Origin of the sequence: Nonomuraea solani (assembly GCF_900108335.1) — a bacterium.
Taxonomy (GTDB): domain Bacteria; phylum Actinomycetota; class Actinomycetes; order Streptosporangiales; family Streptosporangiaceae; genus Nonomuraea; species Nonomuraea solani.
The window spans coordinates 381,430-408,297 of the sequence record NZ_FNVT01000009.1 but is presented as its reverse complement, the minus strand read 5'-3'; the positions used below and the strand labels follow the sequence as shown (position 1 = coordinate 408,297).

Below are 26,868 nucleotides of genomic sequence, written 5' to 3'. Positions count from 1 at the left end.
TCCCGCACTGGATGCAGCGCCCGTGTCAGGGCTCGCCACTCAGTGCTTCAGCTTGTTGAGGGCGATGGTCTGAGCGGTGGGCGGAGGCTTGATGGTGAGCTTGATTCCCCAGTCCGAGTAGCGGACATCCTTGACGAAGCCGAACCAGCCCTGGCCATCGGTGGCGCCCTTCCACTTCTCGCCTTCCGGCTCCCGCCACTTGGACCAGGCCCGGCGTACGAGGCCGTCCTGGCCGATCCACAGCCGCCAATCGATTTCCCAGTCGGCGTGTTCATTCTCCATGGTGCCGTCGCGCAGCTCCGGTCTGACATTCCATAGCTGACGGAACGAGATCGATCCTTCGCGGAGCGTCGTGGGCGATCCGTCGTAGGTATCCGAGGCTTTGGTGGTCGTCGTGGTCGCCAGGACGGCTGCGAGCACGTCCGGCTTGTCCAAACGCAGGTATCCCGTCTCCAGGCGCAGTACGCAGGGATGCTTGAAGGTGACCCACTTCTTGCCGTTCCGCGGCTTGTCTTTCGGGTCGTACTCCCACAGGCGTTTGCCGATGCAGAGATCGCGAACGCCTGCCTCCCCCAACTGGTAATGCCACAGGTCGGTCGCCACCACCTTGCCATCACCGAATCCGACGACGCCCTTCGTCGGCTTGAAGCGCTCCCAGCCTAGGAATGGGCCCGAGTTGAACGTACTGTATTCGGTGATCCGCACGCCGTGTCCTTTGACCAACTGGCGCTGAATCGCCGCGACCGGGTCGCCGGCCTTGGCCGCGCCGACGGCGGGGACACCGAGGAGGGCTAACCCCGTCACGGTGAGCGTCAGGAACGTCGTCCATCGCCTCATCAGTGATGCTTCTCCTCGCATGGGGTCCGGCACTCGTCGACACGGGCCGAAACGGCGATCTTCGCATGCGTTGGTCTCGCCGCGATTACAGCAGCAGCCGGCCGCACTCGAGCCCACAGATCCACCATCGTCAGTGGATCACCCACTCGTTCCTCGGGATCCGCTCATGGTCATCGGCCCATGCCTCGCTGAGAAGGCGTTCACGTGTGAGCCCCACCCGCATCGGAGGGAGCACTACCTTGATCGCTTCCCGCATGGAGAGTGATCGTTTCCCGACCTCCGCCGAGGCCCCTCTGCACGACTCGGACGCGGTAGGGCCTGGGGGTGATGTCAGGCAAGTTCCGGCGCGCCGCCATGCTCAGGCGAGTAGTAGTGCGCGATGGACGCGTACGAGGGCATCGACTGCAGGTGCCGAGGTTCTAGACGGACGCCGGTACGGTGCTCGGCAAGGGCGAGTGCGGCCGGGAGGTGGCGGTCGATGAACCCGTCGCCGGGATCCTGGTAGCCGGGGATCATGTTGAGATACTCGCCGTCGAGAAGTTGGTCGTCCGGGTGGCGGGTGGGGCTGTAACTGCGGTACATGGGATCGAACCTGGCGCGAACTCGGCCGTCGGCGGCGTAGAGGAAGGTGGTCTTCCAGTTGACGTTGCGCTTGACGCCGGCGATGACCGCACCGGCCGACAGATCACGAACCACGTCTCGCATGATGCCCGCGTAGCCACCCCATTCGATCATGACGGATCCCCCCGATGCAGCGCCCACCTCGATGCCGCCCGGGCCGATGTAGTCGGGGTCGTCCATGGCCCGAAGGCGACGCAGCACCTCCTCCGGATCAAGCGCCTTGGCGAAGGTGAAGCAGAAGCCGGAGTCGAAGCGGTAATCGAACTCCTCCAGCCAGCGATAGTCATCGGCCGTCACGCTGCTCATAGCCATCTCCTTCGTCGGCAGCCGCCATCATTCCGCAACAGCCGACGGGATCACGTGGCCCTTCAGATCGTGGCGAGGGACGTACTCCACCGTCAGGGCGATAAACGCCGAAGGGCTCAACGGCCGTCTCAAGGGCCACGACCTCGACCTGAGTGACCCAAAGAGCCGGCTCACCCACGGCCTCGTCGCCCAGACCATCCTGGTCGCGCTGCTCGTCACCGTCGCCAACGACCACTTCCTCGACCAGTGACGCCACACCAACCAACTCCCAGATGACCCTGACACATCCGCCGGCATCCCCGAGATCCCAGCAGAGCGCCTCAACCGCTCGCCGCTCACGGGCCGGAGCAGGCCGCCGCCTGCGCCATTACCCGCTGCAGATCACCGTGTCGCTGCACCCAGCCCGGAGCCGACATCGCCATGCCGAGCGATGCGAACTCCGACCTCCACCAGCGCCCTGACACCACCCGGGCTCCCGGACACCCGCTCCGCAGCTCCCAAAACCAGGACGAACCCGATTCGGAAACCCTCGAAACCGTCCTGTGTCGACGAAGGTTGAGCGTGTGCCATCGAACCTTGATCGGCGTCAATCCGGGTCACGGGTACGCGGCTGTGCGTGATCGCCCAACCTTCGGTGGCACGGCTGGGTAAGGTCCGCTGACACGGGGACCGGCCGCTGAACCGCGCCCCCACCGGCCGAAAGCCGGGCTCATGTCTGCCTCCTTCGGTTGCTGCCGCGTGCCGTCCGTGAAGCCATGGGTCGGGGCGCGCCCCGAAGACGATGACCATCTGCCTTTGGCTCGGGCGCCGGATATGGTCAAATCTTGCGGGTGAGCGCTGTTCTTGGGAGTTTGATCGCAGTCTTCGGGACCCTCCTGGGGTCCTTCAGCACCTACCTGTTCCAGCAGCGGACCGCCGTGCGGGCTGAGGCGGTCGCGCGTGATGAGCGGCTGCGCCAGGAACGCCTGGCCGCCCACATTGAGTTCGCCGCCGCTATAAGCGAGCTCAAGCGCGCTGTCGTCGCCGTGTGGCTCCGGCGGTCGGATTCTGCCGAACGCGATCAGGCGCGCGCCGAGGCCGATCGCCTGGGCGCCCTGGCCGAGGCTGCACGCTTCCGGCTGCACTTGGTGTCAGGTCAGCCTGATCCGCATGCCGACGCTGCGTTCGCACACATGGACGCGCTGCGCGACGCCGCCGACCAGGCCGAGCTCAAGCTCCGTGAGGCTGAGTTCGAAGCTGCGGTGTCGACGTTCATCACAGCCGCCGCAGAGCGCTTCGCCACCCCTCGGCGTGTCGCGTCGTAGTCCAACCATCGCGGCAACGAAGGCATGGGCGCTGCTGCCTCTCACCGACATTTCGCACGCGCGAAGATCACGGAGTGCTGTCGGATCTCGGCGACAAGCGCTGTCGGAACTCGCTGGCATCGCCACCACCCACCTGCCCCGTGTCAGCGAACCTTACCCAGCCGTGCCACCGAAGGTCGGGTGATCACGCACAGCCGCGTACCCGTGACCCGGATTGACGCCGATCAAGGTTCGATGGCACACGCTCAACCTTCGTCGGCACAGGACAGAACACAAGATCCCGCCTGATCGCGATGATCAGACGGGATCCCGTCAACCTCAGTCCAGCCGTCTCAAGAACGGCCCCTTATGGGCGTTCACGAGTGGCGTTGGCCAGCAGGGAGGGGACGCTATAAAAGGTCGCTTCCCGTCTTCGATGCGATCGTTTCCCGGGAGATGCTCGGCAGGCCAAGCTTGTGCGTCAGCGGCTGTGGCTTGGCGCTGCCGCGATCTGGAGGAGTTGGAGGTCCCACAGGCTCACCTGGCCGTCTCGTCCTGCCGTGATCGCAACAGTCCGGCCATCCAGATCGGTGAGGCGGACGGTGGAGACCTCCCCCTCGTGCTCGATGAGCGGCTCGCCGATGATGCGGCCTTCCTCTAGATCCCAGGCGCAGACCCGGCCCTCCTCCGAGCCCGTCACCGCCACCGGACGCCCGCCGACGAGCCCGGCGTCTATGCACGTGAAGTCGTCTTCGAACTCACCCTCCTCGATCCGCTCGGTGATCTCCGCCGGCCAGGCGAGCGCTTCATCCTCTTCGCCCGTCTCGGGATCGACGAGCCAGACCGCCTCACCCTCCGCTCCGACAATGCGTGGTCGCCCATTCACCGGCACCAGGGCGGCTCCCATCAAGCTGGGGCCCGTTTTTGCGGACTGGACGAGGCTGCGTTTCTCCCGGAGGTCCCATAGCTCGACACTTCCGTCCCAGCTGCTGGAGAGGAGCACCGGCCGCTCCCCAAGGGTTCCCGACGCCAGAGCGCCGATGCCGTCGAGATGCGCGCCGAGCAGCTCGGCGTACATCTCGCGCCGCTCGACGTCATACACACGAACGCGGGGACTGGTGCTCTGGTCGGCGCCGACGAGCATCGGCCGTCCGTCCATCTCAATCCCGATTACCTTGCCGAGAGCGGCATGCGTGGTGTCCGCGGAAATCTCCACCGCGCCGGTCTCCAGGTCCCACTGTGCGAACGGCTGGTGGTCCGAGCCTCCGCCGACCACGATCCGGCCGTCCAGGACGACGGCCCCGATCGCGTACACATCGATGAAGTCATAGCTGTCCTCCGGCCGGAACGGCATGTCCAGCTGGTAGCTGCCCCAGCGGTCCTCCAGCGGGTCCCACGTGTACACCGAGCCGCTGGAGTCGGCGCAGACGATCAGCGGCCGCCCGCCCACCTGGACGAGGTCGAAGTCCCAGATCGACCTTTCCCAGGGATTCGCGCTGGACCGGATGACGGATAAGGAAGCCATGATCAAGACTGTAGTAGCCAGTCCTGAACCAGAACATCAACCCAGCCCTGCGAGTGCCGAAAATCTCGTTCGACGGTCTCACCTGCAAGCCTTTGATAAGCAAAGATCATCTATTAAGCGGACGCTCAAGCGATGTTGTGCAGTCGCTCAATCGAATTGAGCGACTGCACAAGCCGTTTTGAGCGATCGCTTTGACGGTGACGCTCAAGATCCGCGCGTCTGCCAATAGCTGCAGGTCACCACGTGAGTCGAGTATTCGAGCCCCACACGCCATCTCCGCGTTGTGCTCGGCGAGTATGTCTGCCACCACAACCGGCACCGGCCACATCGATCACTGCAACAGCGACCACCCGATCCGGCGTCGCCGGTGGCGGAGTTGCCTGCGGTACGGGTCGAGCGGCGGCCGATCCTCGGGGGCCTGATCAATGAGTATTCGCAGGTCGCATAGCCGAGCTGAATTTTTCGAGCCCCACGGGCCCGGTGGAGGCGACCCCGACGGCGAGTTCGGCTGTGCCCACTCGTTCGCCGGGTTCGTCTCGGCTTTGGCCAGGACCGCAGCCATCGTCGCCGAGGTGGGCACGACCCGCAACGTCCATGTCGGGGACCTCTGCAGGTCCTACGGTCTGCTGCTTGACACGAGCGCGGACGACGATGGCGAGCGCCACCTTAATGGAAGGCATCACAGTTGAAGTCGGGGCGTTGCGCTGGGTGGTGCCTATCTACCAATCTAGCGGGCGCAGCCACCCACCCCATTCGTACAAGTGCAAATCAGCGTCACACAACGTACAGGGCGACAAGTCGTGATTAAACTGCCACGTGCTGGTCGTCCAATCAGGGTTGTCGGGATCTAATACACTTGTCCCAAGGTACACGGCCCAGGTATTCGTGCCTCGGATGCTTTGCCGCCAAGTGTACCATCCAGTGCCGAGGTACATTTTTCCATAAATTCGGTCTTTGAATGGGGCGTCGAGGTCATCGTCAATGAGAAGTACGCGCTCATAGTTTCCGGCGCTTATCCAGATGCGTCGCTCGATCTGGGCATACATCCCAGGATCTACATACTTCGTCAGGTATTGTACCTTGGTTAGGTAGGCCGGCGTCGCGGCAATTTCCGGGGTTGTCGAGAGCGCTTGGGGAACGAAGAAAGTCGACGCTGCGACGAGGGTCATCCCGAGCGATTTGATGAGAGTCCGTAAGCGCGTAAGGCTGAGCATTTTTATCACTCTCTTTCCCTCGTCCAACTGTGGCACTAAAACCGTAAAGAAGGATCTAGGCATAGTCAACCGTCGTTAGTGAACAGCTGTTCCGCGTTAACCGGGTTACAGTCCGAAAGGCATGAGCCAAGGCGACGCATACTGGCGAGCGGCTTGACGGAGGAGCGGGCCGGTCGATGACGAAGGCACCCCGGAGGGCCGAGACCTCCCAAGGCCGGATCTGCTGACGGTTATGCCGCGTAGATACCGACGGTCCCTGCGGCTTTGAGCAACTGCCCAAGGCCTGGCATGGACAGGCTCGTGGCCTTCGAGTCCATGACGATCAACGAGCTGTTCTCGAAGGGGAAGAGCCGGGCGCCCCAGTCCCAGCGATATAGGTGCCAGATTTGTGAGTCGCTTTCGTTGCAGTCGTGCGCACGTAACCCTTCGGGGAAGCTGTCATCGACGCGCCGGTCGGTCCCACATTTATCAGCCTCGTGAAGATGCCCGCCGAGGCCGTCGCTCTCTCCGTCACTGCCTGTGCCGGCATTGCCAACCCAGTAATATGACTACTAAGGCCGGCGCGTTAGCTGAACGGGTTGTTACGCGTTTCATCCAACCCTCCTGAGCCTTGCCTTCTAGCACCATCGTTGAATGACCAGCGTCCGCACTGCGACAGTCAAGCCGACCACCGAGATGGCGTGTGGTGCTGCGCGTCGGAAGCGAGTGGTCGGATAGGTGGTTTATCGTCAGCAGGTTTCGAGCCTGTCGTACTGGCCAGGCGCCGGCCAGAAGAATATGACCCTCCCATGTCCGTCTTCCAGCAGCCTGCATGGAGAGTCCGGCCCCCAGGCGATGATGACCTTTAGCCACTTGTCTTCATTGCACTGGTTCCACGTGTATAACTCGTCGACTCCCACCGTCCCTGAGTGGTCCCGAACCTCACGGTGCACGCAACTCGGCGCTACAGGGCCGAGGGCAGTGATCGTCCCCATGTTGTCTGCGAGCTGATGGGTTTCCGCCTGGGCGGTTGGGGCTGCGGTGAGCAGCATCCCCACGGCGGCGATAGTGAACGCGATCTTCTTCATGCCGTTCTCCGATGAGGTGTTCAGCTAGGGCTTTGATGCGGCTCTGCGGGCCGCATCGCTCGACATTCAGGTGTAACCGGCCATGAGGTTGTTCAGCAAGAATGGTCTAGTCACTGAACAACTCTGCAGTGTGACTGCGCCTGCCGAAATTCCATCCATGCAGGTCAAGCGGCATGTACGTTCTGGCGGTCATCGAGCACGCCACCCGCCGTGTGCGGATTCTCGGTGTCACCGCGCATCCGACCGGGCAGTGGGTGACCCAGGTCGCAACCTCGTTATGGACCTTCAGGAGGCCGGCAGCACCGCCAGGTTCCTGATACGGGACCGAGACGCCAAGTTCTCCGCGGCCTTCGATGCCGTGCTGGTCGATGCTGGACTCCGCATCCTTAAGAGCGGAGCCCGGATACCGCGCATGAATGCGATCATGGAGCGATGGATCCAGACCTGCCGGCGCGAGCTGCTGGACCGGATGTTGATCTGGAACCAGCACCACCTTCTGCACGCGCTGCGCGAGTTCGAAGCCTTCTATAACGAACACCGGCCACATCGGACTCTCCATCAGGCAGCTCCGCTCCGACCGCTTCCCGCCTCTGACACTGCCCCAGCCCGGATCACGGCGCTCGACATCCATCGACGTGATCGGCTCGGCGGCATTCTGAGAGAGCATCGACATGTGGCTTGACCTGGTCGGATGATTAATCGGCACCCGCAACGACCAGGGAGTTGCGGGTGGCGCCGGTGAACACGATCGCCCGGCTGGCTGATACGTCCGGGCGGAACAGGCGGGCGACCACGAGGCCGGCGACGGCCATCAGCGGCACCATCCAGCGCGGCCCGGCCGCATTTGGCAAGCGTGCCCGGCGTGGGAGGCGACGACGACGGCGGCCGTGGCCAGGCCGACCCGGGTCGGCTATGCCCGGCGCAGCACTGCCCAGCGGAAACTGGACAGCAGGCATGACGCCCTGCGCGAGGGGGGCTGCGAACCGGTCTTCTCCGAGAAGATCAGCACGCGGATCAAGGCACGGCAGGAGCTGGCATCTCAGTACCGGCAGGACCGTTTATGGAGTGATCTGTATTCGAGCCGGTCGCGCTGGCGCTGGCTGTAGGCTGCCTTGCGCACGGTCCCGTCGTCTTCGAGCCCGGAGCCGAAGGCGCCGCCCACCATCGCGCTGGAGGTCAGGAACCAGGCCAGCGCCAGGTAGTCGGTGATGCCTGGTCGATGGTTCAGCGTCTCCGCGAGGGAGGCGGGGACCAGCACGAGCGCGCCGACCCCGGTGAGCACCACGAACAGCACCGTGTACAGGCAGAGCACGCCCAGCGTGATGGTGATTAGGGTGGCGGTGTTGTAGAGGTGGGCGCGGGCCTTGGGTACCCTGCCGCCGGGACGCTCCCACAACTCGTGGTCGACGATGATCCACGCGGTGAGGGCGAGGATGGACAGCACCATGATCAGGGACAGCCGCCAGGTGTCCAGCGCGGTGGAGAGCTGCCACGCGGTGTCGTTGATCATGCCGAACGCGGCGGTGGCGAACACGCCTGCCAGCGCCCGCGACAACGAGGTGAACAGCCGCCATGGGTGGTTGGCCCGCACCATGCCGGCGAGCAACCGCGTCCGCCCGCGCAGGCCGGAAATGACGTAGCGATCGGGTGTAGTCCGGTCGGGCTCGGCGTCTCCTTCCACTCTGCGGCCGATCGCGGGGACGCGGTCGCGGCCGGTGGGTGGGAGGACGAGCAGGCCGACGACGTTCACCACGGCCTCCAAGGTCCGGCCGGCCAGGTGAAAGGTGCCGAGGGCGGGCAACGACAGCAGGGCGACGTGGTCGCCGCTGCTGACCTCTGCGCTCACCGCGTCCAAGCCCAGCCGGCGAGGGAGGTCGGTGAGGAATACCGCGATGTCCCAGCCGGTCTCGGGCAGGTGCGGGCGGACAGCGGTGAGCATGGCCGAGATGTCGACCTGCTCCTCCGCCGCCAGGGGAGCGGTGTACGTGCGCACCTGCCAGTCGAAGCTCGGACCGAGCCGCTCCCGCAACCGGCCGGGCAGGTCGCGCGCCACCCTCACGGCCAGTTCGGTGGGTAGGTCAGGATCGGCGACCAGGGCGACACGCATGTCCAGGCCCTACCCTGAGCGGCTGGCTCTGACCAGGGGTTACTGGCTCAGGTCGGTGACGAGGTTGATCGCCACGGCCAAGATGCCGGTGTTGAAGAAGTAGGGCAGCAGAGCGTGCGCGAGGGCGACTTTGCGAATGTGCGTGCTGACCACATGGTTGTCGGTGACGCCGAAGGTCACGCCGATCGTGAACGCGAGGTAAGCGAAGTCGCTGTATGCCGGCGGATCCTCCTGCCCGAAGTCGATGCCGCCGTCTTCGTCCACGTAGTAGAGCCTGGCGTACTTGAAGGCGAACACCGTGTTCACCAGGCTCCACGACACGATGACCGTCACCACGCTCAGGATGACCAGGGCCGTCGTCAGCGGGGTGTGGCTGGCGGTGCGGACCAGGGCGAGCGCGACCGCTCCCAGGCTGGCGACCGCGCCGATCAGCACGCCGGTGTCGGTGGAGCGGGCGTCGCCCTCTTCCGTGGCCAGCCGCTTGGTGTCATGGTGATCCTTCGGCCAGCTGATCAGCCACACCCAGGCCAGGCCTACCGTCGCGGTCACACCCCAGCCGAGCAGCGGCGACAACTCCGGGAACCCCAGCCGCCAAGCACCGGCCGCCGTGACGATCCCGGCCCCCAGAGACGTCAGCACACGCCGCACCGACATGACGCGCTTCCCCGCGCGTCTCCTGGGCACCGATCTCACCGCTCCAGCATCCCAACGGGCGCCCGCAGCCGAGGTACCCCGGCCGGTGTGTCGCCGATCGGGGATCAGGCCGGCGATCAGGGCAAGATCGAGGCCAGGTCCTTCGGCATGGTGGACTTCACGTCCTCCCACTCGCCATCGCTAATGTGCTTCCTGAGCGCTTGCAAAACCTTCTTGACCAGATCCTCCTCGCTCTCCTGGAGCTCGAAGGCCAGTTCACAGGAGACGCGGTCGAGGAACTCCTTGCGATGGGCCTTGACCGGCACGGTGCTCGGCCGCCAGCCGTCGTAGTAGACCCCGCGGATCAGCAGCGGCAATTGGGCGGCGAGCTGGGCGCTCTCGTCCACGGTCAGCCGGTCGCGCAGCGCGTGCAGCACGGCGCGCAAAGCGGCGTAGGACTGGTTGCGGCGCTCAGGCGTCCAGCCGTGCGCCTCCTCGATCTCCCGCAGCACGCGGTTCGTCTTGTCCACCGTACGGTTGAACGGCGCATAACCGGTTTCCGCCATCTCCTTCGCCCCTTCCCTACCTCGGCGGGCACGCCTCTGTTCGAGCTTCGGCGAGGCGGGCGTAGATCACATCCCCCAGCCGGGTAGTCGTCCCCGCCGGGAGCGAAAGATCTTGTCGGACATGGGATTCCCCGTTTCCTGTCGTGGCAGGCGCTCCGTGGGAGGAATCATGCGGGGACGCGATCGGGAATGGCGTCTCGTCGATGGCCTGCTGCAGAAGTTGCGGCGAGGTGGGGGCGGGACGCTGCTGGTGGACGGTGAGCCAGGGTCGGGAAAGAGCCGGCTGCTGGCCGAAGCCGTCGCTGAGGCGTCCGAACGCGGGATCGGGGTCGTGCAAGGCAGGGTGGAGGAGCTGGGCGAGCTCGCCCCGTGCAGCATGTTGCTGGAGGCCCTCGACCTGCGGTCCGAGCCGGGAGACGGCGATGGCTCCGCCCGCTTTGGCCCGCTGGTCCTGGAGCGGCTGCGGGTTGGCCTCGAGTTGCTGGCCACGGGGCCGGTGCTGGCCGTGCTCGACGACCTGCAACGGGCGGACCCGGCGACGCTGAGGATGGTGCACACCCTGCACGACCTGCTGGCCAACCGCCCCATCAGCTGGCTCATGTCCCGCTCGACCGCGCCGATCGCGTGCCAGGCCGTGTCGCTGTTCGACATCTTGGAGCGGGAGGGGGCCGACAGGGTGACGCTTGCGCCGCTGTCACCGGCTGCGGTCGCGGCGCTGACGGCGGACACCCTCGGGAGATCGCCCGACCCGGCGACGCGGGCGCTGGTGGCGGGTGCCGGCGGTAATCCGCTGCTGATCACCGAACTGTTCGCGGGGCTGCGCGAGGAAGGGCTGCTGCGGGACACGGCGCGGGCCCGCGCGCCCGGCCGGCTGCGGATCGTGGTGCGGGGCTGGATCGACACCCTGAGCGCGAAGGCCAGGAGTCTGGTGGAGACGATCGCCGTGCTCGGCCGCTCGTTGTCGCTGGAGCACGCCGCGTCGCTGCTCGACACCACGCCGGCCGCGCTGCTCCCGGTCACGGAGGAGGCCACGGCCGCGGGCATCCTGATCGTGACCGAGAACGGCCTGGCCTTCCGTCACGAACTGGTCGCGGACACCGTCGCCGCGGGCATCCCTCCATCGGTGCGGCAGACCCTGCTCGACCAGTCCGGCGTTCTCATGAGCTCCGAGAGGGTGGGGTCGGCTCGCCTGCTCACCGGCCCGGCCTCCACCGCCATAGACGCGGCGATCGCCAGCGGGCGGCTGCACGAGGCCGAGGAGATGGTGCGGGGCCGCCTCGCCGAGCACGGCTCTGTGTATGGCTCGGCCGAACTGCGCTGCCTGCTGGCGGACACGATGTACCTGACGGGCCGGGGCGACGAGGCGATCCACGAGGCCGAGACGGTGCTGGCGGTCCCGGGTCTGCCCGGCCACGTACGCGAGCGGGCGACCTTGGTCCAGCTGTACGCCATGGCGCGCCTGCGGGACGACGGCACCGCGCGGGCGTACGCGCAGGAGGTCATCGACGGGAAGAACCGCTACGGTCCCGCGGCCAGGAGCGCCGCGCTGGTCGCCCTGGCCACCGCCGAGCGGCACGAGGGCAGGCTTTCCGGCGCGCTGACCCTGGCGGAGAGCGCCGGCCGGCCGGTCGGCGCCGGCTCTCCGAAGGAACGCCGCTACGAGGCATGCCTGACCGCGGCGGGCGTGCTCGTCGACGTCCACCGGCTGGACGAGGCGCGGGCGATGCTCCGCCAGGCGCGCAAGGACATGTTCGGCCACGGCCATCTGGCCTGGGCCGCGGAGGCCTCAGCGCTGGAGGCCCGCCTGGCGCTGCTGGCGGGCCGTTTCGACGACGCGGTCACTGAGGCGAGGCGAGCCCTGGACCTGGCGGGCGCGCTCAACACACCGTTGTCGGTCGCGGCGGCCTGCGCGGTGCTCGCCGCCGTCGCGCTGCGGCGTGGCGACCTGCAGGGAGCGGCGCATCATCTCGGGGAAAAGCCGGAGGGAGCGGCAGAGGCACGCTTGCGGCACGCCCTGCTCTCCGCGCAGGTCGCGGAGGCCCGCGACGGGCCGCGCAGCGCGATGAGCCTGCTCGCCGACCTGTCCCGCCCGCTGCTGCTCACCATCGAACCCGCGGCGGGCCCCTGGATGGCCCGGGTCGCCCTGGCCGCGGACGATCGGGCGGCGGCCGAGTCCGTGGTCGCCGCCGCAGAGGCACTCGGCGGGGCCAACCATGAGTTTTCGGCGTTGTGCGCCGCCGCGGCGCATGCCCGGGGCCTGCTCGACGGGGATCGCGAAGCGCTCGCCCTGGCCGCCGGGCGGGCCGAGGACGTGTGGGCGCGGGCCTCCGCCGAGGAGGACCTCGGCATGGTGCTCGCCGCCGCCGGGCAGCGCGTGGAGGCCATGGAGAGCCTGGAGTGCGCCCTGGGCACGTACGACGACATCGGTTCACTGAGGGACGCCGCGCGCATCCGCCGGAGGCTGCGCGGCATGGGGGTACGCCACCGGCACTGGAGCTACGCCGAACGCCCGGTCTCCGGCTGGGACAGCCTTACCGAGACCGAGCACACCGTCTCGTTGCTCGTGGCGGACGGCTGGACCAACCCACAGATCGCCGAACAGATGTTCATCAGCGTGCACACGGTCGCGTTTCACCTGAGGCAGGTCTTCCGCAAGCTGAGTATCAGATCCAGGGTCGAGCTCGCGCGGCTGGCGGCGGAGAAGACACGGGATGGCTTCGGTCAGCCGCCCGGCGGAAGGCGCGTCTGAGCCGCGCCGGCACGGGCCGCGGCGCGACTACCCGGCTGGGGGATGTGGCCGCGAAAGGCGTAGGCGAGGCTCGAAATGTAGGGAGTATCGTTCGGCCGCCATCCGGAGGTCCAGCCGGCACTGCTCACAGCGCGCCCTTGGGGCGGGGAGATGTTCCGGCCCGTGAGATCGGCGTCCAGCTCTCGGAGCGAGAGCCAACCGTCACCGGGCAGATCGAGGAGCGGGAGCGTAAGCGGTGGCATCGCAAGATGCGCAGGACCGGCCGGTTCGAGTTCCGCACGATGCTCCCCGGGGGAGTCGACGCCGATCGGGTGGAGGCGCACCTGCCGGACGGTGTGCCGACCATCACCTGCCCAAGGCGCGGGCCCGCCGAGCCCCGGCACATCGAGGTCTCAGTCTGAGGGTCTCAGTCTGAGGCGGGAGAGGAGGAGCCGTGTCTGTTGCGCCGATTGGCCCCATTACGACCAACCGCGAACTGATCGGAAGTTACGGCAGCTACGAGGAGGCGCAGGCGGTTGTCGACTACCTGTCCGATCACGGGTTCACCGTAGGCGGAACGCTGATCGTCGGCACCGGCCTGCACTCGCTGGAGCGGGTCATCGCGCGCATGACCCATCTGCGGGCGGCCGGCTGGGGTGCGGCGGGTGGAGCCTGGTTCGGATTCCTCATCGGCTTGTTCTTGGCGATCTTCTCCACCACGGTTGGAGCGGGGTTGCCCCTGATGTTGTGGGGGCTGCTGTGGGGTGCGGTGGCGGGAGCGATCTTCGGCCTGATCTCGCACGCGATGCTGCGCGGTCAGCGGGACTTCATCTCCGAGAGCGCCCTCGTCGCCGACAAGTACGAGGTCCTCGTCGAGTCAGAGCACGCGGCCAAGGCCCGTGAACTGCTCCGAGGAATGACCCGATAGAGCCCGAAAGGGAGTACGAGGGGGAAGCGAGAAATGGCGAAGGCAGTCGGCATCGATCTCGGTACCACCAACTCGGTGATCGCCGCCACGGTGGACGGCCACCCCACGGTGCTGCCCAACGCGGAAGGCTCGCGGACGACGCCGTCCGTGGTGGCGTTCACCGACCAGGGCGAACGGCTGGTCGGCCAGCTGGCCCGCCGCCAGGCCATACTCAACCCGAAAGGAACGATCTATTCCGCCAAACGTTTCATCGGCCGCCGCTACGACGAGATCCAGAGCGAGCAGCACGCCGTCTCCTTCGACGTCGTAGAAGGGCCCCAGGGAGCCGTGCGCTTCCAGGTCGGTGACAAGCAGTATGCGCCGGAGGAGGTCTCGGCCCTCGTCCTGCGCAAACTCGTCGCGGACGCGGCGAAATACCTGGGCGAGAAGGTGACCGAGGCGGTCATCACCGTTCCGGCATACTTCAACGACGCCCAGCGCCAGGCGACCAAGGATGCGGGGCGCATCGCGGGGCTCGAGGTCCTGCGGATCATCAACGAGCCGACGGCGGCGGCGCTCGCGTACGGGCTGGACAAGAAGTCCAACGAGACCGTGCTGGTCTTCGACCTGGGCGGCGGCACCTTCGACGTCAGCATCCTGGACATCGGCGAAGGCGTGGTCGAGGTCCGCGCCACCTCCGGGGACGGGCATCTCGGCGGCGACGACTTCGACCGCCGGATCGTCGACCACCTGGCCGATGAGTTCCAGCGGGACCAGGGCATCGACCTGCGCAACGACCCGCAAGCCCTGCAGCGCCTGTTCGAGGCGGCAGAGAAGGCCAAGGTCGAGCTCTCGGAGGTCACCCAGACCACGATCAGCCTGCCGTTCGTCACGGCGGACGCCTCGGGGCCGAAGCACCTCAACACCACGCTCATGCGCTCCACGTTCGAGCAGATCACGGCCGACCTGGTCGAGCGCTGCGTTACTCCCGTCAAGCAGGCGATGGAGGACGCCAAGCTCAGGCCTGCGGACATCGACGAGGTGATTCTCGTCGGCGGGTCGACCCGGATGCCCGCCGTGCAGAATCTCGTGCGCCGGCTCACCGACGGCAAGGACCCCAATATGACGGTGAACCCGGACGAGGTCGTCGCCATCGGCGCGGCGGTCCAGGCCGGGATCATCAAGGGCGAGGTGCAGGACGTCGTCCTGCTCGACGTCACGCCTCTGTCGCTGGGCGTCGAGACCCTCGGCGGCCTGATGACCAAGGTCATCGAGCGCAACACGACGATCCCGGCGCGCCGTACCGAGGTCTTCAGCACGGCCGAGGACAACCAGAACGCCGTCGACATCGTCATCCTGCAAGGGGAGCGGGAGCGCGCCGCCGACAACCGGGTGCTCGGGCGCTTCCGGCTGGAGAACATCCGGCCGGCGCCGCGGGGGGTGCCGCAGATCGAGGTCACCTTCGACATCGACGCCAACGGCATCCTCAACGTCTCCGCCCGGGACAAGGACACCGGTGCCGAGCAGCGGATCACTATCAGCGAGAGCTCCAACCTGGATAAGCCGGAGATCGAGCGGATGGTCGCCGACGCCGAGCAGCACCGTGCGGAGGACCTTGAACTCCGTGAGACCATCGACGCGCGCAACGAGCTGGACTCGGTCGCCTACCAGGTGGAACGTCGTCTGGAGGAGCTCGGCGACGCGGTGCCCGTGCATGAGAAGGCGCGGGCGGAACAGCTCGTTCAGGACGCCAGGCAGGCGATCAAGGAAGAGGCGCCGGTGGACCGGCTGCGCGCGCTCAGTGGCGAGCTGCAGCAGGTCTATCACGGACTCGGGGCCGCCGCGGGCGGCGGGCCGAGCGTGCCGCCGCAGGGCAGGACGGAACAAGCCCCGGCCGGTGACGAGGACGTGATCGACGCTGAATTCACGACCTCGGAGCCCGAGTGACATGAATGAGCACAGATCCGAGACCCAGGACCAGGCCGGCCCGGCCACCCCGCGGGGCGAGCAGGCATCCGCGGAGACCGCCGCGCCCGCGGAGACCGACGCGAAGCTGGCGGAGCTGGAGGACCGGTGGCTGCGGGCGGTCGCGGAGCTGGACAACCTGCGCAAGCGCATCGCACGCGACGCCGAGCGGATCAGGGCCGAAGAGCGGTCCAAGGTGGCGGCCGAGTGGTTGCCCATCCTGGACAACCTGGAGCTCGCGCTGAGCCACGCGGTCCGCGGCGACGGCGGCGGGGACGCCGTCCTCGAGGGAGTACGAGCGGTACGGGACCAGGCGGTCACCCTGCTCGACAAGCTCGGCTATCCCCGTCACGACGAGAGCGGTGTGCCCTTCGACCCCGCCCGCCACGAGGCGGTGACGACAGTCGAACGGGCAGACGTCGATCCGGGCACCGTGGTGGAGGTGCTCAGGCCCGGCTACGGCGACGGCGAGCGGCAGCTCAGGCCGGCGATCGTGACGGTCGCGAAGAAGGTGGAGTGATGGCCGAACGCCGGGACTTCTACGAGGTGCTCGGCGTCGATCGGAACGCCGACGCCGACGAGATCCAGCGGGCCTACCGCAAGCTCGTGCGCGCCTACCACCCCGATGTCAACAAGGATCCCGGCGCCGAGGACAGGTTCAAGGAGATCTCGGAGGCCTACAGCGTGCTCTCCGACCCCGAGACGCGTCGCCGCTACGACGCGTTCGGACACGATTTCCGCCAGGTGCCGCCCGACGTCGATCCAGCGGACTGGGCCCGCGCACGCAGTCGAGCGGGCGCGGGTGCGCGGGCCGGCGCAGGGGCAGGAGCCGCGGGTGGCCGGTGGCGCTCGACCGGGGCCGCGGGCTTCGGCTACGGCGCGGACGAGGGCATCGACCTGGAGGACCTGCTCGGCGGCATGTTCGGTGGCCGGGGCAGAGGGCAGTGGGGACCGGTGCCCGGCGCCGACCAGGAGGCGGAGCTGACGCTGACCGTGGAGGAGGCGTATCGCGGCGGGCGCCGCAGCATCACGCTGCCCGGAGGCAAGCGGCTGGAGGTCACCATCCCGCCCGGGGTCACGAACGGGCAGCGGATCAGGCTCGCCGGCCAGGGCGGGCACGGCAGTGAGGGAGCCCAGCGAGGCGACCTCCACCTGATCGTGCGGATCGCCGACCATCCCCGCTACCGCCTGGAGGGCCGCGACATCTACGCCCCGCTGCCGCTGACTCCCTGGGAGGCGGCGCTCGGCGCCACGGTCGCCGTCGACACGCCGGGCGGCGAGGCGAAGGTGAAGGTTCCGCCCGGCACATCCACGGGCCGCCGCCTGCGCCTGAAAGGACGTGGCATGCCCCATCCGCGCGGGGCCGCGGGCGACTTCTACGCCGAGGCCCGGATCATGGTGCCGCCCAGGCTTACCGACGAGGAGCGGCGCCTGTTCGAGCAGCTCGCCGCCGTCTCGCACTTCGACCCCAGGAGGCGCTCATGAGCTACGCGCTCGTCCGCCCGGTCCGGCTCGACCTGGACGCCTACGCGCGGGCCACCGGCCTGCACCCGCAGGCCGTGCGCCGGCTGGTGGCGCTCGGCCTGCTGGAGCCGGTCAGGAACGCCAGGGGTGAGCTGTGCTTCACGCCCGCTCAGGTGGCGGCGGCGGCCCGCATCCAGCGGTTGCACGAAGGACTGTCCATCAACTACGCCGCGATCGGCGTGGTGATCGACCTCCTCGACCGGATCGGGGAGCTGGAGGCTGCCCTGCGCGACCTCCCACGACCACGCTAGGGGGGCTGGAGTGGACCCGAACAGGATGACGCAGAAGTCGCAGGAAGCCCTGCACGACGCCCAGACCAAAGCCTTGCGCTTCGGCCACACCGAGGTCGACGGCGAGCATCTCCTGCTGGCCCTGCTCGACCAGCCCGAGGGGCTGGCGCCCAGGCTGCTGGAGCAGGCCGGCGCCGATCCGCGCCGTCTGCACGCCGACCTGGAGGACGAGCTGTCGCGACGGCCCAAGGTCAGCGGCCCGGGCGCCGCGCCCGGCCAGGTGTTCCTCACCCAGCGCCTGTCGCGGCTGCTCGACGCCGCCGACCGGGAGGCACGCCGGCTCAAGGATGAGTACGTCTCCGTCGAGCACCTGCTGCTGGCCCTCATCGAGGAGGGATCCACGACCGCGTCCGGACGTCTCATGCACGGCCAGGGCCTGAGCAGGGATCGATTCCTGGAGGCGCTCACCGCCGTGCGGGGCAATCAGCGCGTCACCTCGGCGATGCCGGAAGTGGCCTACGAGGCGCTGGAGAAGTACGGGCGCGACCTGGTCGCCGACGCCCGGGCGGACAAGCTCGATCCGGTGATCGGCCGTGACGGGGAGATCCGGCGGGTGATCCAGATCCTCTCCCGCAAGACCAAGAACAACCCGGTCCTGATCGGCGATCCCGGAGTCGGCAAGACGGCGGTTGTCGAGGGGCTGGCCCAGCGCATCGTCCGCGGCGATGTCCCCGAGGGACTGCGCGACAAGACCATCTTCAGCCTCGACATGGGCGCGCTCGTGGCCGGTGCCAAGTACCGCGGAGAGTTCGAGGAACGTCTCAAGGCCGTACTGAACGAGGTGAAGGCGGCGGAGGGACGGATCCTGCTGTTCGTGGACGAGCTCCACACCGTGGTCGGAGCCGGGGCGACCGAGGGCGCCATGGACGCCGGCAACATGCTCAAGCCGATGCTGGCACGTGGCGAGCTGCACATGATCGGCGCCACCACGGTGGACGAATACCGCAAGCACATCGAGAAAGACGCCGCCCTGGAACGCAGGTTCCAGCAGGTGCTGATCGACGAGCCCTCGGTCGAGGACACCATCTCGATCCTACGCGGCCTGCGGGAGCGCCTGGAGGTCTTCCACGGCGTGAAGATCCAGGACAGCGCGCTCGTCGCCGCCGTGACGCTGAGCCACCGCTATATCTCTGACCGGTTCCTGCCGGACAAGGCGATCGACCTGGTGGACGAGGCGTGCGCGATGATCCGGACGGAGATCGACTCCATGCCGGCCGAGCTGGACGCCCTGACCAGGCGGGTCCGGCGGCTGGAGATCGAGGAGGCCGCGCTGGACAAGGAGGACGACCCGGCCAGCGGGGAGCGTCTCACCGAGCTGCGCGTGGAGTTGGCGGCCGCGCGGACCGAAGCCGATGCGATGCGGGCTCAGTGGGAGGCCGAGCGCTCGGCCCTGCGCAAGGTCCAGAGCCTGCGGCAGGAGATCGAGGCCGTGCGGCGGGAGGCCGAGCAGGCCGAACGCGACTACGACCTCAACCGCGCCGCCGAGCTGCGCCACGGCAGGCTGCCCGAGCTGGAGCGCCGGCTGCGCGGGGAGGAGGAGCGGCTGGGCACCCGGCAGAACGGCCACCGGCTGCTGCGCGAGGTGGTGACCGAAAGGGAGATCGCGGACATCGTCTCCCGCTGGACCGGCATCCCGGTGGCCCGGCTGCAGGAGGCCGAACGGGACAAGCTGCTCAAGCTCGACCAGATTCTGCACGAGCGCGTCGTCGGACAGGAGGAGGCCGTGCGGCTGGTGGCCGACGCCATCATCCGCGCCCGGTCGGGCATCAAGGACCCCAAGCGTCCCATCGGGTCGTTCCTCTTCCTCGGGCCGACCGGCGTCGGCAAGACCGAGCTGGCCAGGTCCCTCGCGGCGGCCCTGTTCGACACCGAGGACAACATGGTCCGCATCGATATGAGCGAGTACCAGGAACGCCACACGGTCAGCCGTCTCGTCGGCGCGCCTCCCGGTTATGTCGGTTATGAGGAGGGCGGGCAGCTCACGGAGGCGGTGCGGCGCAAGCCGTACTCGGTGGTGCTCTTCGACGAGATCGAGAAGGCCCACGCGGACGTCTTCAACGCGCTGCTGCAGGTCCTGGACGACGGCCGGCTGACCGACGCGCAGGGCCGCACGGTCGACTTCCGCAACACCGTGATCATCATGACCTCGAACATCGGCTCCCAGCACCTACTCGACGGGATCACCTCCGACGGCGAGATCAAGCCCGAGGCTCACGACGGCGTGATGGCGGAGCTGCGCCGGCACTTCCGGCCCGAGTTCCTCAACAGGATCGACGACATCGTGCTGTTCAAGCCGCTGACCGAGGTGGAGATCGAGCGGATCGTCGGCCTGATGTTCACCGACATCAGGCAGCGGCTGGCCGACCGGCGGCTCACCCTGGAGGTCACCGAGGAGGCCCGCAAGCTCATCGCCAACCAGGGGTACGACCCCGTCTACGGGGCCCGGCCGCTGCGCCGGTTCATCGCCCGCGAGGTCGAGACCAGGATCGGCCGGGCACTGCTCACCGGAGAAGTCCCCGACGGCTCGACCATCGTGGTCGGCGCCGACAAGGGCGAGCTGAACGTCACCTTCTACGCCCCGGAGGGCTGACATGCACACCGCGCGCTGCGCCAACTGCGGGAGGCCGAACAAGGTTCCGGAGGCCGCTTCTGGCACGCCCCGCTGCGGCAACTGCCACCAGCCTCTGCCGTGGATCGCCGACGCCGGTGACGACACCTTCGCAGAGGTCGCCGAACGGGCCGACCTGCCAGTACTCGTCGACTTCTGGGCGGAATGGTGCGGGCCGTGCAAGATGGTGACACCCGCGCTCGAACAGGTCGCCCAAGAGATGGCCGGACGCGTGAAGCTCGTCAAGGTCGACGTGGACCGCTCCCCGGCCCTCTCGCAACGCTTCACGATCACGGGCGTCCCGGCGCTCATGATGCTCAACGAGGGCCGCGTCGTGGCTCAACGCGTCGGCGCGGCCCCGGCGCCCCAGCTGCGCGAATGGGTCGAGGACACGCTGAGGACGCCGTCATGACGCAGTCGCCTGCCACCCTGCCCGAGACACCGGACCTGTACGGGGCCTATCCCCGCCTGGACGAGCGGCTGGCCCCCGGCAACCGGAAATCAGCGGGTAAGCGGGTGCCGACCTCCACCACGAAGAAGACGTACAACCGGCGCAGCGTGACGGTGTCCACCGTGAAGAAGTCACAGGCCAGCGCGCTCGCGGCATGGACGCGCAGGAAGTCACGCCAACGGTCATCGGCACGTCGCGGCGCCGGACCGAGCCGCGCTCGTTTCAGGACTCGGCGGATCGTCGCGCTGCTGACTCGGTGGCCCAGATTTCGTAGTTCGCCACGGATACGCTCGTAGCCCCAGCGCGGATTCTCCCGTGCCGGCTTCTGGATCAATGCCACGACCGCCGGATCGGTCGCGGGCCGTCCCATCCTCCGGTTCGGGTAGGTCCAGTGGCGTGCGATCAGATGCCGGTGCCGGCGCAGCAGCGTCAGCCGGCCCACTATGCGGCAGAAGATCATATAGAGGAAACGGAGAGTCACGAGCTGCGAGCATGCCCGACCAGGGCCACTGCTCCGACCAGGAAGCCTAGAGAAACGCGCAGCTCACGACCGTGAACGGAGTATTGACACCCTTCAGGTGTAAGACTTCGGTCCAGTCCTTGCCGTGGAATTCGGTGAGGTGGATCTGCATCGAGCGTAGGTAGCGGAGGGAGAAGCTGACGTCAGCCTGGTCAGCGGCGAAACCGCACGCCGTGCTCGCCGTTCGAATCAGCCGCACGTGGAGGCCCTGATCAGGCTTACTAGAGCTATTTCCGAGGAGCCTCGGCTGCTTCCGTGCGCAAGTGTCTCCCAGCCCTGATCGAGACAAGTGTGATCATCGAGCACCGCAAGGAGTCGAACGTCGCCCTGGAGCACGAGATCCGAGCGCTGCGAAATCGGCTGTTGCAATGATTGCGATCCGGCAGCCCCGACCGGCTGGACCTCGGCGTGCAACTGGCCGCCTTCCGCATCGTGCAGGAGGCCCTGATCAACGCCCTCAAGCACGCCGGCCCGCGCACCACCGTCGACCTGAGCCTGGCTGGCCGACTCCTGCCAGGTCCACATCGTCGTGCACGACAGCGGCCCGCCCGACGACGAACCCGCGCCGGCGGCCAACCGGCCTGAGCGCCGTTTAACAGTCGTCTCAGGTTCGCTCGGTATGAAGTAGGCATCGCCGGGCGACGCGGGTCTCGGCCTCACCGGCATGGCCGAACGCGCCGCGCTCTACGGCGGCACGGTCAGCGCCGGCCCCGCATCGGACGGCGGCTGGACCGTCTACGCGACCCTGAAAGGCAGCCATTCATGATCTCTGTGCTCGTGGTGGACGCCCAGCCGCTGCAGCGCTTCGGGTTTCGCATGCTGCTGGAGAGCACCCCCGACACCGAGATCGTCGGCGAGGCCGAGAACAGCGCCGAGGCTGTTCGGTGGACCACCGAGCTGCATCCCGACGTGGTGCTGATGGATATCCGCATGCCGGGCGTCGACGGGATCGAGGCCACCCGGCGCATCGTCGCCGCCGGTGGGCGTTCGCGGATCCTGGTGCTGACGACGTTTGACGTGGACCGGTACGCGCTCGCCGCGCTGCGGGCCGGGGCGAGCGGTTTCCTGCTGAAGGACACCCGCCCGGAGGAGCTGCTCGCCGGCATCCGGGCCGTCGCCGCCGGGGACGCGGTGATCGCGCCGGCGCTGACTCGGCGGCTGCTCGACGCGTTCGCCGACCGGCTCGGCGATGACCTCTGCGGGCCTGTGCGGGAGGATCCCCGGCTGGACTCCCTGACCGGCCGCGAGCGCGAGATCCTCGTCGCCATCGGCCACGGCCTCACCAACGGCGAGATCGCGCAACGGTTCACGCTGTCGGAGTCGACGGTGAAGACCCACGTCGGGCGGGTCTTCGCCAAGATCGGCGCACGGGACCGGATCCAGGCCGTCATCCTCGCCTACGACCTGAGACTCACCCGGCCGATTTAGCGCTTCATCTCGCGCGTCCGTCGGGGGCGCGACCGTAGTTTCCAGCCGCACCGCACCGCACCGCACCGCACCGCTCCGGGCCGATCCGCTCCGCGTGATCGACCGCTCCGCTGCCGGGTCCGCCCGCAGCCGCCCACGTCACCGCCCGTCCGACCGCCACGACACCGCACGGGTGTGAGTTCAGTGCGGACGTGTGTGAACTCAGAGCTGTTTTTCGGCTTATTGACCTCAGTGAGCTCACACACGTTCGACGCTTCGTCAGGACTTCCGGGGGGAGACCGTCATGATGCCCGTGCACATCTCGTCGCTGGTGCCGTCGCCCCACACCACGTAGCGCGGCGGCAGCTTGCTCAGCTGCGGCAGCCGTTTGCGCAGCTCCACGTCATGCGTACACGTCACCCGCAGCGTGTCCCCCGGAGCGATCTCCACCGGCGACGGCAGCTTCACCAGCCGCTGGTTGTCGAAGTCGAACTGCGGCACGTCCAGCACGACCTTGGCGTTCGGGGTGCCCGGGTTGAGTTCGACCTTGATGGCCCGCCCGAGCAGGTGCATGTGGCCGAAACCAGCGAACAGCGTCATCGGCGCCGGCACCTTGTGGTCGCAGGTCTGAGTGTCACCGGGCTTCGGCGCGCGCTGGCCGCACTCCTCCAGTTGCTCGTCCGCGGTGCCGCCGACCTCTGGCCCGAACCGCTTCGTCACGTCCGCGATCGAGGCCGCCCGGTCACAGAGCGGACCCGACTCGTCGGCGGCGCAGGGCAGGTCGGTCGGCGCGTCGAGCGGCCACGTGACGAATTCCCGGGTCTGCGGCGTGCCGTCCGTCAGCCGCAGCCGCACCGCCGAGCGGTCCGACCCGGCCGGCTTGCCGTCGGTCGCGAGCAGGTTGTAGTGGACCTGGAGGACGATCAGGCTGCCCGGCTCCAGCTTGAAGCCGGCGTCCTGGGTGAACAGCGTCTCCATGGCGCCCGGCGCCCAGGTGTCCACCCACGCCGCTTCCCCCTCTTCGACTTCGGCGCCGTCCACGCCGGTCCCACCGAAACACTGCCAGCCGAGGCCGGGGGTCTTCGCGTCCTGCTCGCGCACCGCGGCAGCGCCGCCTGGCGGCACCGCGTACACGATGGCGTGGTGCGCGATGGCGACGTTCTCCGGCATGACCTGGGTCCCGGTCAGGAACGCCGCCTTGGTCAGGCCCGGATCGATCACCTGGCACCGGTACTCGTCCGTGCCGCCGCCCTCCGGCGGCGCGGGCGTGTAGGCCTCGGCCATCTTCAAGTCGACGAACCGCTCGCCGGCGCGCAGCGGCTGCGGTGGAGCCGATGACCCGCCCGCGTGCGCGCTGTGCGAGCCGGCCGCGGCGGGCGCCGCACTGTTGTCGGCGTCCGACCCGCAGGCGGCGACGACGGCGAACGCCGTCGCCAGCGCCATGGTGGCCGCCCCGAACCTCCGTAGTGGACTCTCAGGTTTCGTCATAGCCCTGAACGCTAGGCCCGATTCCGTCCCGTTTCGTCGTACCACGGTCGTCATCTTCGGGAGGGAGGTGGTACCACGGTACTTCTCTCCGGAGCGCCGTTCGACACCCGCACGAGAATCAAGGCCCGTCGCAACTGGGCCCGAAGTCACGCCCACGAAAGTCCGTCGGCGATGGACGGGAGCCGAACTCAGCTCAGAACCGACTTCTACGCCTGCATGACCGCGCGGGTCGACGCGCTGTTCGAGCTCACCGACGCGGTGCTCTGTACTGATGGGCCGGTACGAACCCTGGTCGGGTTGTCGTTGCCGCCCGAGCACCGGCGCGGGCACGGCGCGTCGTACGACGCGCTGAACAAGGGCTGGATCGAGGTCGAACGGCTCCGTGGCGTCCTTACAGGCTGCCGCTACCGCGGTGTGCGGGAGGGCGGCTGGTCCTGGCCGTGGACGTCAGCGCCCGGCTGCGCCCGGACGCCGCCACCAGCCCCGACAGGTTGTTCTGTCACGTCTATGGCCGCGGCAAGAACCAGGCCCAGCTGATCCCGGGCCGGCCGTACTCGTTCATCGCCGCCCTGGAGCCGAGTTCCGCCTCGCCGGCCCGACGACCTGGCCGACCCCCGGCAGTCACCACGAGCACCGCCACCAGCTGGTACGGCACCGCGAACGTCAGCGCCTGGACCACGTCCACCCGAGGTTGACCCGCCGCGCGGCCTGGATCGACCACGACGGGGACCTGCCCGTACTACCCGGCACCCTGATCCGCCTGCAGGACAGCATCCGGCGGGTGAGCGGCACCGGCGTTACGATCACCACGATGTCGCCGGCGCCCGCTGGATCGACACGGCGCGGCAGGCGACCACGTACCGGGCCGGCCGGGTCCTGCCGGCCGGCGACGCGGCCCCCGTGTACGCGCCGGTCGGCGGCCAGGGCCTCAACGTCGACGCGGCGAACCTCGGCAGGAAGCTCGCGGCCGTGGTACACGGCTGGGTCGGCGAGGACATCCTCGACACGTACACCACCGAACGACATCCGGTCGCGGCGCGCCTGCTGCAGAACACCCGGGCCCAGATCACCCTGATGCGACCCGACCCGCAGACGAGGGCGCTGTGGGAGATGTTCTCCGACCTGATGGACCTCGACGACGCCCACCGGTACGTCGCCGACATGCTCGCCGACATGCTCGCCGACATGCTCGCCGACAGGGACGCTGGCATGGACGTCCGGTACGACCTGGGCGACGACCACCGGCTCGTCGGCACCCTGTGCCCGGACATGAAGCTGACCCGGGAGCGGCCCGACCCGGACGTCGTCACTGCGGTGACCCGGTCGGCGGACCTGCTGCGTGAGGGTCGTGAGCTCCTGCTCGACCTCGTCGACCGCGCGGAGGTCCGCGACGCCGCGGCCGCGTGGACCGGACGGGTCAACACCGTCACCGCCCGCACGGACCGGGTGGACGTCGACGCCTTGCTCATCCGGCCCGACGGCTGTGTCGCCTGGGCCTTGCCTACCGGGCAGGACCTCGACGCCACCACGTTGGTGCGTGCGCTGGGCACCTGGTTCGGCCAACCGGCCTGAGCGCCGTATTAACCATCATCTCAGGTTCGCTCGGTACGAAGTTGGCGTCAGATATGCGGTGTAACACGTATGTAGGAGGCTAGTGAATGGCAGTCAACGCAGCGCCGTCCAGGGAAGTACCGGCCGGTGGCTGCCGTGGTTGGTGATTGGTTTGTAGGTGGTGCTGGCGGTGGTCATGGTGCCGCCGAGCGGAATGTCGAGTTCGGTCACCACCGACGGCGCCGCGGACACCCTGCCGGCCGGCGCCGAGTCCACCAAGGTCGCGGTGCTGGAGGACAGTCTCCCTGGCGGGGACGACAACACGTTCGTCTTCGTGTACCACCGCGCCGGCGGCATGTCCGACGCCGACCGCGCGACGGTCGAGCGCCACTACAACACCCTTGCCAAGCGGTACTCGCCGAAGGTGGTGGCCTCGGCCGGCGAGGACGACGAGGGCCCACAGACGAGACCCTCCACCGACGGCAAGGCGATGATGTTCACCCTCGATGTGAGCACGACCTACGGCGCACCGGAGGCCATCGTCGGCCCGTTGCGTGACACCGCGAAGGACCGCCCCGCCGGCCTGGAACTCGACGTGACCGGCCCGTCCGCGATCGACGGCGACATGGACGCCGTCTTCGACGGCTTCGACCTGCAGGTCTTCCTCACCACCGTCGTCGTCGTCACGCTCCTGCTCATCCTCACCTACCGCAGCCCGGTGTTGTGGCTCATCCCGCTCGTGGCCGTAGGCGCGGCCGCACTGACCGCGATGGCGACCGTCGACCTGCTCGTCAAGGGCTTCGGCATCGTGGTCAACGATCAGAACTCGGCGCTTTCGTCTTCGGCACGATCCTCGGGTTCAAGGGCGTCGACTACAACATCTTCCTGGCCGGCCGGGCCCGGGAGGAGACCGTGCGTCTGGGCACCAGAGAGGGCATGCTCAAAGCCTCTCCGCCACCGGTGGCGTCATCACCTCGGCAGGCCTGGTCCTGGCGGCCACGTTCGCGGTCCTCGCCACGCTTCCGCTGGTGATGCTGATCGAGGTCGGGTTCCTGGTCGCCTTCGGCGTGCTGCTCGACGCCCTGCTGGTGCGGTCGGTCCTGGTGCCCGCCCTCACCCTGCTGATCGGCCGGCGGATGTGGTGGCCGAGCCGGCTGTCCCGACCGGTGGAGCTCCCCGACGGTCAACGGCCGCTCGTGGATGATGAGGAGCCCGCGCTGCAACGGTGAGCGCGGCGGCACGGACGAGATCCGGGACGGGGGCCCAGGCC

At 68.1% G+C, this 26,868-nt stretch carries 24 protein-coding genes and 2 pseudogenes; 16 read left to right on the top strand and 10 right to left on the bottom strand.

Annotation, left to right across the window (positions count from 1 at the left end; all coding sequences use genetic code 11):
• Window positions 1–39: 39 nt before the first annotated feature.
• Both C4V41_RS31460 and C4V41_RS31455 read right to left on the bottom strand, forming a co-directional pair.
• Complete coding sequence (locus tag C4V41_RS31460) at window positions 40–837, bottom strand: hypothetical protein (protein WP_103959574.1); 798 nt, start codon at window positions 835–837, stop codon at window positions 40–42.
• Between the two features lie 330 nt (window positions 838–1,167).
• Window positions 1,168–1,764 carry a DUF6461 domain-containing protein gene (locus C4V41_RS31455; RefSeq protein WP_103959573.1) on the bottom strand — a complete coding sequence of 199 codons (597 nt, stop codon included), beginning with the start codon at window positions 1,762–1,764 and terminating at the stop codon, window positions 1,168–1,170.
• 851 nt (window positions 1,765–2,615) lie between these two features.
• On the opposite strand from C4V41_RS31455, the gene C4V41_RS31445 reads away from it, so the two are divergent.
• A complete protein-coding gene (locus C4V41_RS31445; RefSeq protein WP_103959571.1) occupies window positions 2,616–3,068 on the top strand; it encodes a hypothetical protein in 453 nt (150 codons plus the stop codon).
• Window positions 3,069–3,528: 460 nt separating this feature from the next.
• On the opposite strand, the gene C4V41_RS31440 is transcribed toward C4V41_RS31445, so the two are convergent.
• Together C4V41_RS31440 and C4V41_RS31430 are read right to left on the bottom strand one after the other, a co-directional pair.
• Window positions 3,529–4,572 carry a WD40 repeat domain-containing protein gene (locus tag C4V41_RS31440; RefSeq protein WP_146103855.1) on the bottom strand — a complete coding sequence of 348 codons (1,044 nt, stop codon included), beginning with the start codon at window positions 4,570–4,572 and terminating at the stop codon, window positions 3,529–3,531.
• Between the two features lie 1,942 nt (window positions 4,573–6,514).
• The gene (locus C4V41_RS31430) at window positions 6,515–6,853 is read right to left on the bottom strand and encodes a hypothetical protein (RefSeq protein WP_103959568.1); all 339 of its coding nucleotides are present in this window, start codon (window positions 6,851–6,853) and stop codon (window positions 6,515–6,517) included.
• Between the two features lie 82 nt (window positions 6,854–6,935).
• Here C4V41_RS31430 and C4V41_RS66200 point away from each other — a divergent pair, with 82 nt between their 5' ends.
• Window positions 6,936–7,535 (top strand): integrase core domain-containing protein, encoded by a 600-nt coding sequence (locus C4V41_RS66200; protein ID WP_407670084.1) that lies wholly within the window; start codon window positions 6,936–6,938, stop codon window positions 7,533–7,535.
• A gap of 357 nt (window positions 7,536–7,892) precedes the next feature.
• Here the strand turns inward: C4V41_RS66200 and C4V41_RS31415 are convergent, their stop codons facing one another.
• From C4V41_RS31415 to C4V41_RS31405, 3 genes are all read right to left on the bottom strand, one after another.
• Entirely contained in the window at window positions 7,893–8,960 is a 1,068-nt protein-coding gene (locus C4V41_RS31415; protein ID WP_103959567.1) for a hypothetical protein, read from the bottom strand.
• Window positions 8,961–8,999: 39 nt separating this feature from the next.
• Entirely contained in the window at window positions 9,000–9,614 is a 615-nt protein-coding gene (locus C4V41_RS31410) for a DUF1345 domain-containing protein (RefSeq protein ID WP_103959566.1), read from the bottom strand.
• Between the two features lie 116 nt (window positions 9,615–9,730).
• Window positions 9,731–10,159, bottom strand: a complete 429-nt coding sequence (locus C4V41_RS31405) for a DUF2267 domain-containing protein (RefSeq protein ID WP_103959565.1) — start codon at window positions 10,157–10,159, stop codon at window positions 9,731–9,733.
• Window positions 10,160–10,328: 169 nt separating this feature from the next.
• Here C4V41_RS31405 and C4V41_RS31400 point away from each other — a divergent pair, with 169 nt between their 5' ends.
• The 9 genes from C4V41_RS31400 to trxA all read left to right on the top strand — a co-directional run bounded on the left by C4V41_RS31400 (window position 10,329) and on the right by trxA (window position 20,593).
• Window positions 10,329–12,908, top strand: coding sequence for an AAA family ATPase (locus C4V41_RS31400; protein ID WP_160150467.1), 2,580 nt, complete (start codon window positions 10,329–10,331; stop codon window positions 12,906–12,908).
• 137 nt (window positions 12,909–13,045) lie between these two features.
• The gene (locus C4V41_RS62120; RefSeq protein WP_160150466.1) at window positions 13,046–13,309 is read left to right on the top strand and encodes an Hsp20/alpha crystallin family protein; all 264 of its coding nucleotides are present in this window, start codon (window positions 13,046–13,048) and stop codon (window positions 13,307–13,309) included.
• A 32-nt stretch (window positions 13,310–13,341) separates the two neighbouring features.
• Complete coding sequence (locus C4V41_RS31390; RefSeq protein ID WP_200824348.1) at window positions 13,342–13,815, top strand: general stress protein; 474 nt, start codon at window positions 13,342–13,344, stop codon at window positions 13,813–13,815.
• Window positions 13,816–13,848: 33 nt separating this feature from the next.
• A complete protein-coding gene (dnaK, locus tag C4V41_RS31385) occupies window positions 13,849–15,741 on the top strand; it encodes a molecular chaperone DnaK (protein WP_103959563.1) in 1,893 nt (630 codons plus the stop codon).
• 1 nt (window position 15,742) lies between these two features.
• Entirely contained in the window at window positions 15,743–16,279 is a 537-nt protein-coding gene (locus tag C4V41_RS31380; RefSeq protein WP_103959562.1) for a nucleotide exchange factor GrpE, read from the top strand.
• Window positions 16,279–17,244, top strand: coding sequence for a DnaJ C-terminal domain-containing protein (locus tag C4V41_RS65910; RefSeq protein WP_103959561.1), 966 nt, complete (start codon window positions 16,279–16,281; stop codon window positions 17,242–17,244). The genes C4V41_RS31380 and C4V41_RS65910 overlap by 1 nt, the downstream gene beginning before the upstream one ends.
• Window positions 17,241–17,534 carry a chaperone modulator CbpM gene (locus C4V41_RS31370; protein ID WP_103959560.1) on the top strand — a complete coding sequence of 98 codons (294 nt, stop codon included), beginning with the start codon at window positions 17,241–17,243 and terminating at the stop codon, window positions 17,532–17,534. Before C4V41_RS65910 ends, C4V41_RS31370 begins: the two co-directional genes overlap by 4 nt.
• Before the next feature lie 25 nt (window positions 17,535–17,559).
• Window positions 17,560–20,163: an ATP-dependent chaperone ClpB gene (gene clpB, locus C4V41_RS31365; protein ID WP_235030485.1), complete on the top strand. Its 2,604-nt coding sequence runs from the start codon at window positions 17,560–17,562 to the stop codon at window positions 20,161–20,163.
• Between the two features lies 1 nt (window position 20,164).
• A complete protein-coding gene (trxA, locus tag C4V41_RS31360; RefSeq protein WP_103959558.1) occupies window positions 20,165–20,593 on the top strand; it encodes a thioredoxin in 429 nt (142 codons plus the stop codon).
• A 46-nt stretch (window positions 20,594–20,639) separates the two neighbouring features.
• Here the strand turns inward: trxA and C4V41_RS31355 are convergent, their stop codons facing one another.
• Window positions 20,640–21,113, bottom strand: coding sequence for a helix-turn-helix domain-containing protein (locus C4V41_RS31355; protein ID WP_146103853.1), 474 nt, complete (start codon window positions 21,111–21,113; stop codon window positions 20,640–20,642).
• Window positions 21,114–21,341: 228 nt separating this feature from the next.
• Complete coding sequence (locus C4V41_RS62115; RefSeq protein WP_160150465.1) at window positions 21,342–21,677, bottom strand: hypothetical protein; 336 nt, start codon at window positions 21,675–21,677, stop codon at window positions 21,342–21,344.
• Window positions 21,678–21,914: 237 nt separating this feature from the next.
• Between C4V41_RS62115 and C4V41_RS31340 the strand changes: the two genes are divergently transcribed.
• Window positions 21,915–22,580: a response regulator gene (locus tag C4V41_RS31340; protein ID WP_103959554.1), complete on the top strand. Its 666-nt coding sequence runs from the start codon at window positions 21,915–21,917 to the stop codon at window positions 22,578–22,580.
• A gap of 258 nt (window positions 22,581–22,838) precedes the next feature.
• Here C4V41_RS31340 and C4V41_RS31335 read toward each other — a convergent pair whose 3' ends face one another.
• Window positions 22,839–24,047, bottom strand: a complete 1,209-nt coding sequence (locus C4V41_RS31335; protein WP_235030476.1) for a monooxygenase — start codon at window positions 24,045–24,047, stop codon at window positions 22,839–22,841.
• Window positions 24,048–24,218: 171 nt separating this feature from the next.
• On the opposite strand from C4V41_RS31335, the pseudogene C4V41_RS63245 reads away from it, so the two are divergent.
• The 4 genes and pseudogenes from C4V41_RS63245 (at window position 24,219) to C4V41_RS65905 (ending at window position 26,827) form a co-directional block, all read left to right on the top strand.
• Window positions 24,219–24,742 (top strand): annotated as a pseudogene (locus C4V41_RS63245) (transposase).
• Window positions 24,651–25,619, top strand: a complete 969-nt coding sequence (locus C4V41_RS65465) for an aromatic-ring hydroxylase C-terminal domain-containing protein (RefSeq protein ID WP_200824364.1) — start codon at window positions 24,651–24,653, stop codon at window positions 25,617–25,619. Before C4V41_RS63245 ends, C4V41_RS65465 begins: the two are co-directional and overlap by 92 nt.
• 175 nt (window positions 25,620–25,794) lie before the next feature.
• Window positions 25,795–26,376 (top strand): annotated as a pseudogene (locus tag C4V41_RS65460) (MMPL family transporter); the annotation flags it as partial.
• 40 nt (window positions 26,377–26,416) lie between these two features.
• The gene (locus tag C4V41_RS65905; protein ID WP_327537480.1) at window positions 26,417–26,827 is read left to right on the top strand and encodes an MMPL family transporter; all 411 of its coding nucleotides are present in this window, start codon (window positions 26,417–26,419) and stop codon (window positions 26,825–26,827) included.
• Window positions 26,828–26,868 lie beyond the last annotated feature (41 nt).

Bases quoted from the DNA above. Each gene is read 5' to 3' on its own strand.
- C4V41_RS31460 (WP_103959574.1), bottom strand. From the start codon at position 837: ATGAGGCGATGGACGACGTTCCTGACGCTCACCGTGACGGGGTTAGCC.
- C4V41_RS31455 (WP_103959573.1), bottom strand. From the start codon at position 1,764: ATGAGCAGCGTGACGGCCGATGACTATCGCTGGCTGGAGGAGTTCGAT.
- C4V41_RS31340 (WP_103959554.1), top strand. From the start codon at position 21,915: ATGATCTCTGTGCTCGTGGTGGACGCCCAGCCGCTGCAGCGCTTCGGG.
- C4V41_RS31335 (WP_235030476.1), bottom strand. From the start codon at position 24,047: ATGACGAAACCTGAGAGTCCACTACGGAGGTTCGGGGCGGCCACCATG.
- C4V41_RS31410 (WP_103959566.1), bottom strand. From the start codon at position 9,614: ATGTCGGTGCGGCGTGTGCTGACGTCTCTGGGGGCCGGGATCGTCACG.
- clpB (WP_235030485.1), top strand. From the start codon at position 17,560: ATGACGCAGAAGTCGCAGGAAGCCCTGCACGACGCCCAGACCAAAGCC.
- C4V41_RS31430 (WP_103959568.1), bottom strand. From the start codon at position 6,853: ATGAAGAAGATCGCGTTCACTATCGCCGCCGTGGGGATGCTGCTCACC.
- dnaK (WP_103959563.1), top strand. From the start codon at position 13,849: ATGGCGAAGGCAGTCGGCATCGATCTCGGTACCACCAACTCGGTGATC.
- C4V41_RS62115 (WP_160150465.1), bottom strand. From the start codon at position 21,677: ATGTGGACCTGGCAGGAGTCGGCCAGCCAGGCTCAGGTCGACGGTGGT.
- C4V41_RS65910 (WP_103959561.1), top strand. From the start codon at position 16,279: ATGGCCGAACGCCGGGACTTCTACGAGGTGCTCGGCGTCGATCGGAAC.
- C4V41_RS31400 (WP_160150467.1), top strand. From the start codon at position 10,329: ATGCGGGGACGCGATCGGGAATGGCGTCTCGTCGATGGCCTGCTGCAG.
- C4V41_RS31370 (WP_103959560.1), top strand. From the start codon at position 17,241: ATGAGCTACGCGCTCGTCCGCCCGGTCCGGCTCGACCTGGACGCCTAC.
- C4V41_RS66200 (WP_407670084.1), top strand. From the start codon at position 6,936: ATGAGGTTGTTCAGCAAGAATGGTCTAGTCACTGAACAACTCTGCAGT.
- C4V41_RS31415 (WP_103959567.1), bottom strand. From the start codon at position 8,960: ATGCGTGTCGCCCTGGTCGCCGATCCTGACCTACCCACCGAACTGGCC.
- C4V41_RS31380 (WP_103959562.1), top strand. From the start codon at position 15,743: ATGAATGAGCACAGATCCGAGACCCAGGACCAGGCCGGCCCGGCCACC.
- trxA (WP_103959558.1), top strand. From the start codon at position 20,165: ATGCACACCGCGCGCTGCGCCAACTGCGGGAGGCCGAACAAGGTTCCG.
- C4V41_RS31405 (WP_103959565.1), bottom strand. From the start codon at position 10,159: ATGGCGGAAACCGGTTATGCGCCGTTCAACCGTACGGTGGACAAGACG.
- C4V41_RS31440 (WP_146103855.1), bottom strand. From the start codon at position 4,572: ATGGCTTCCTTATCCGTCATCCGGTCCAGCGCGAATCCCTGGGAAAGG.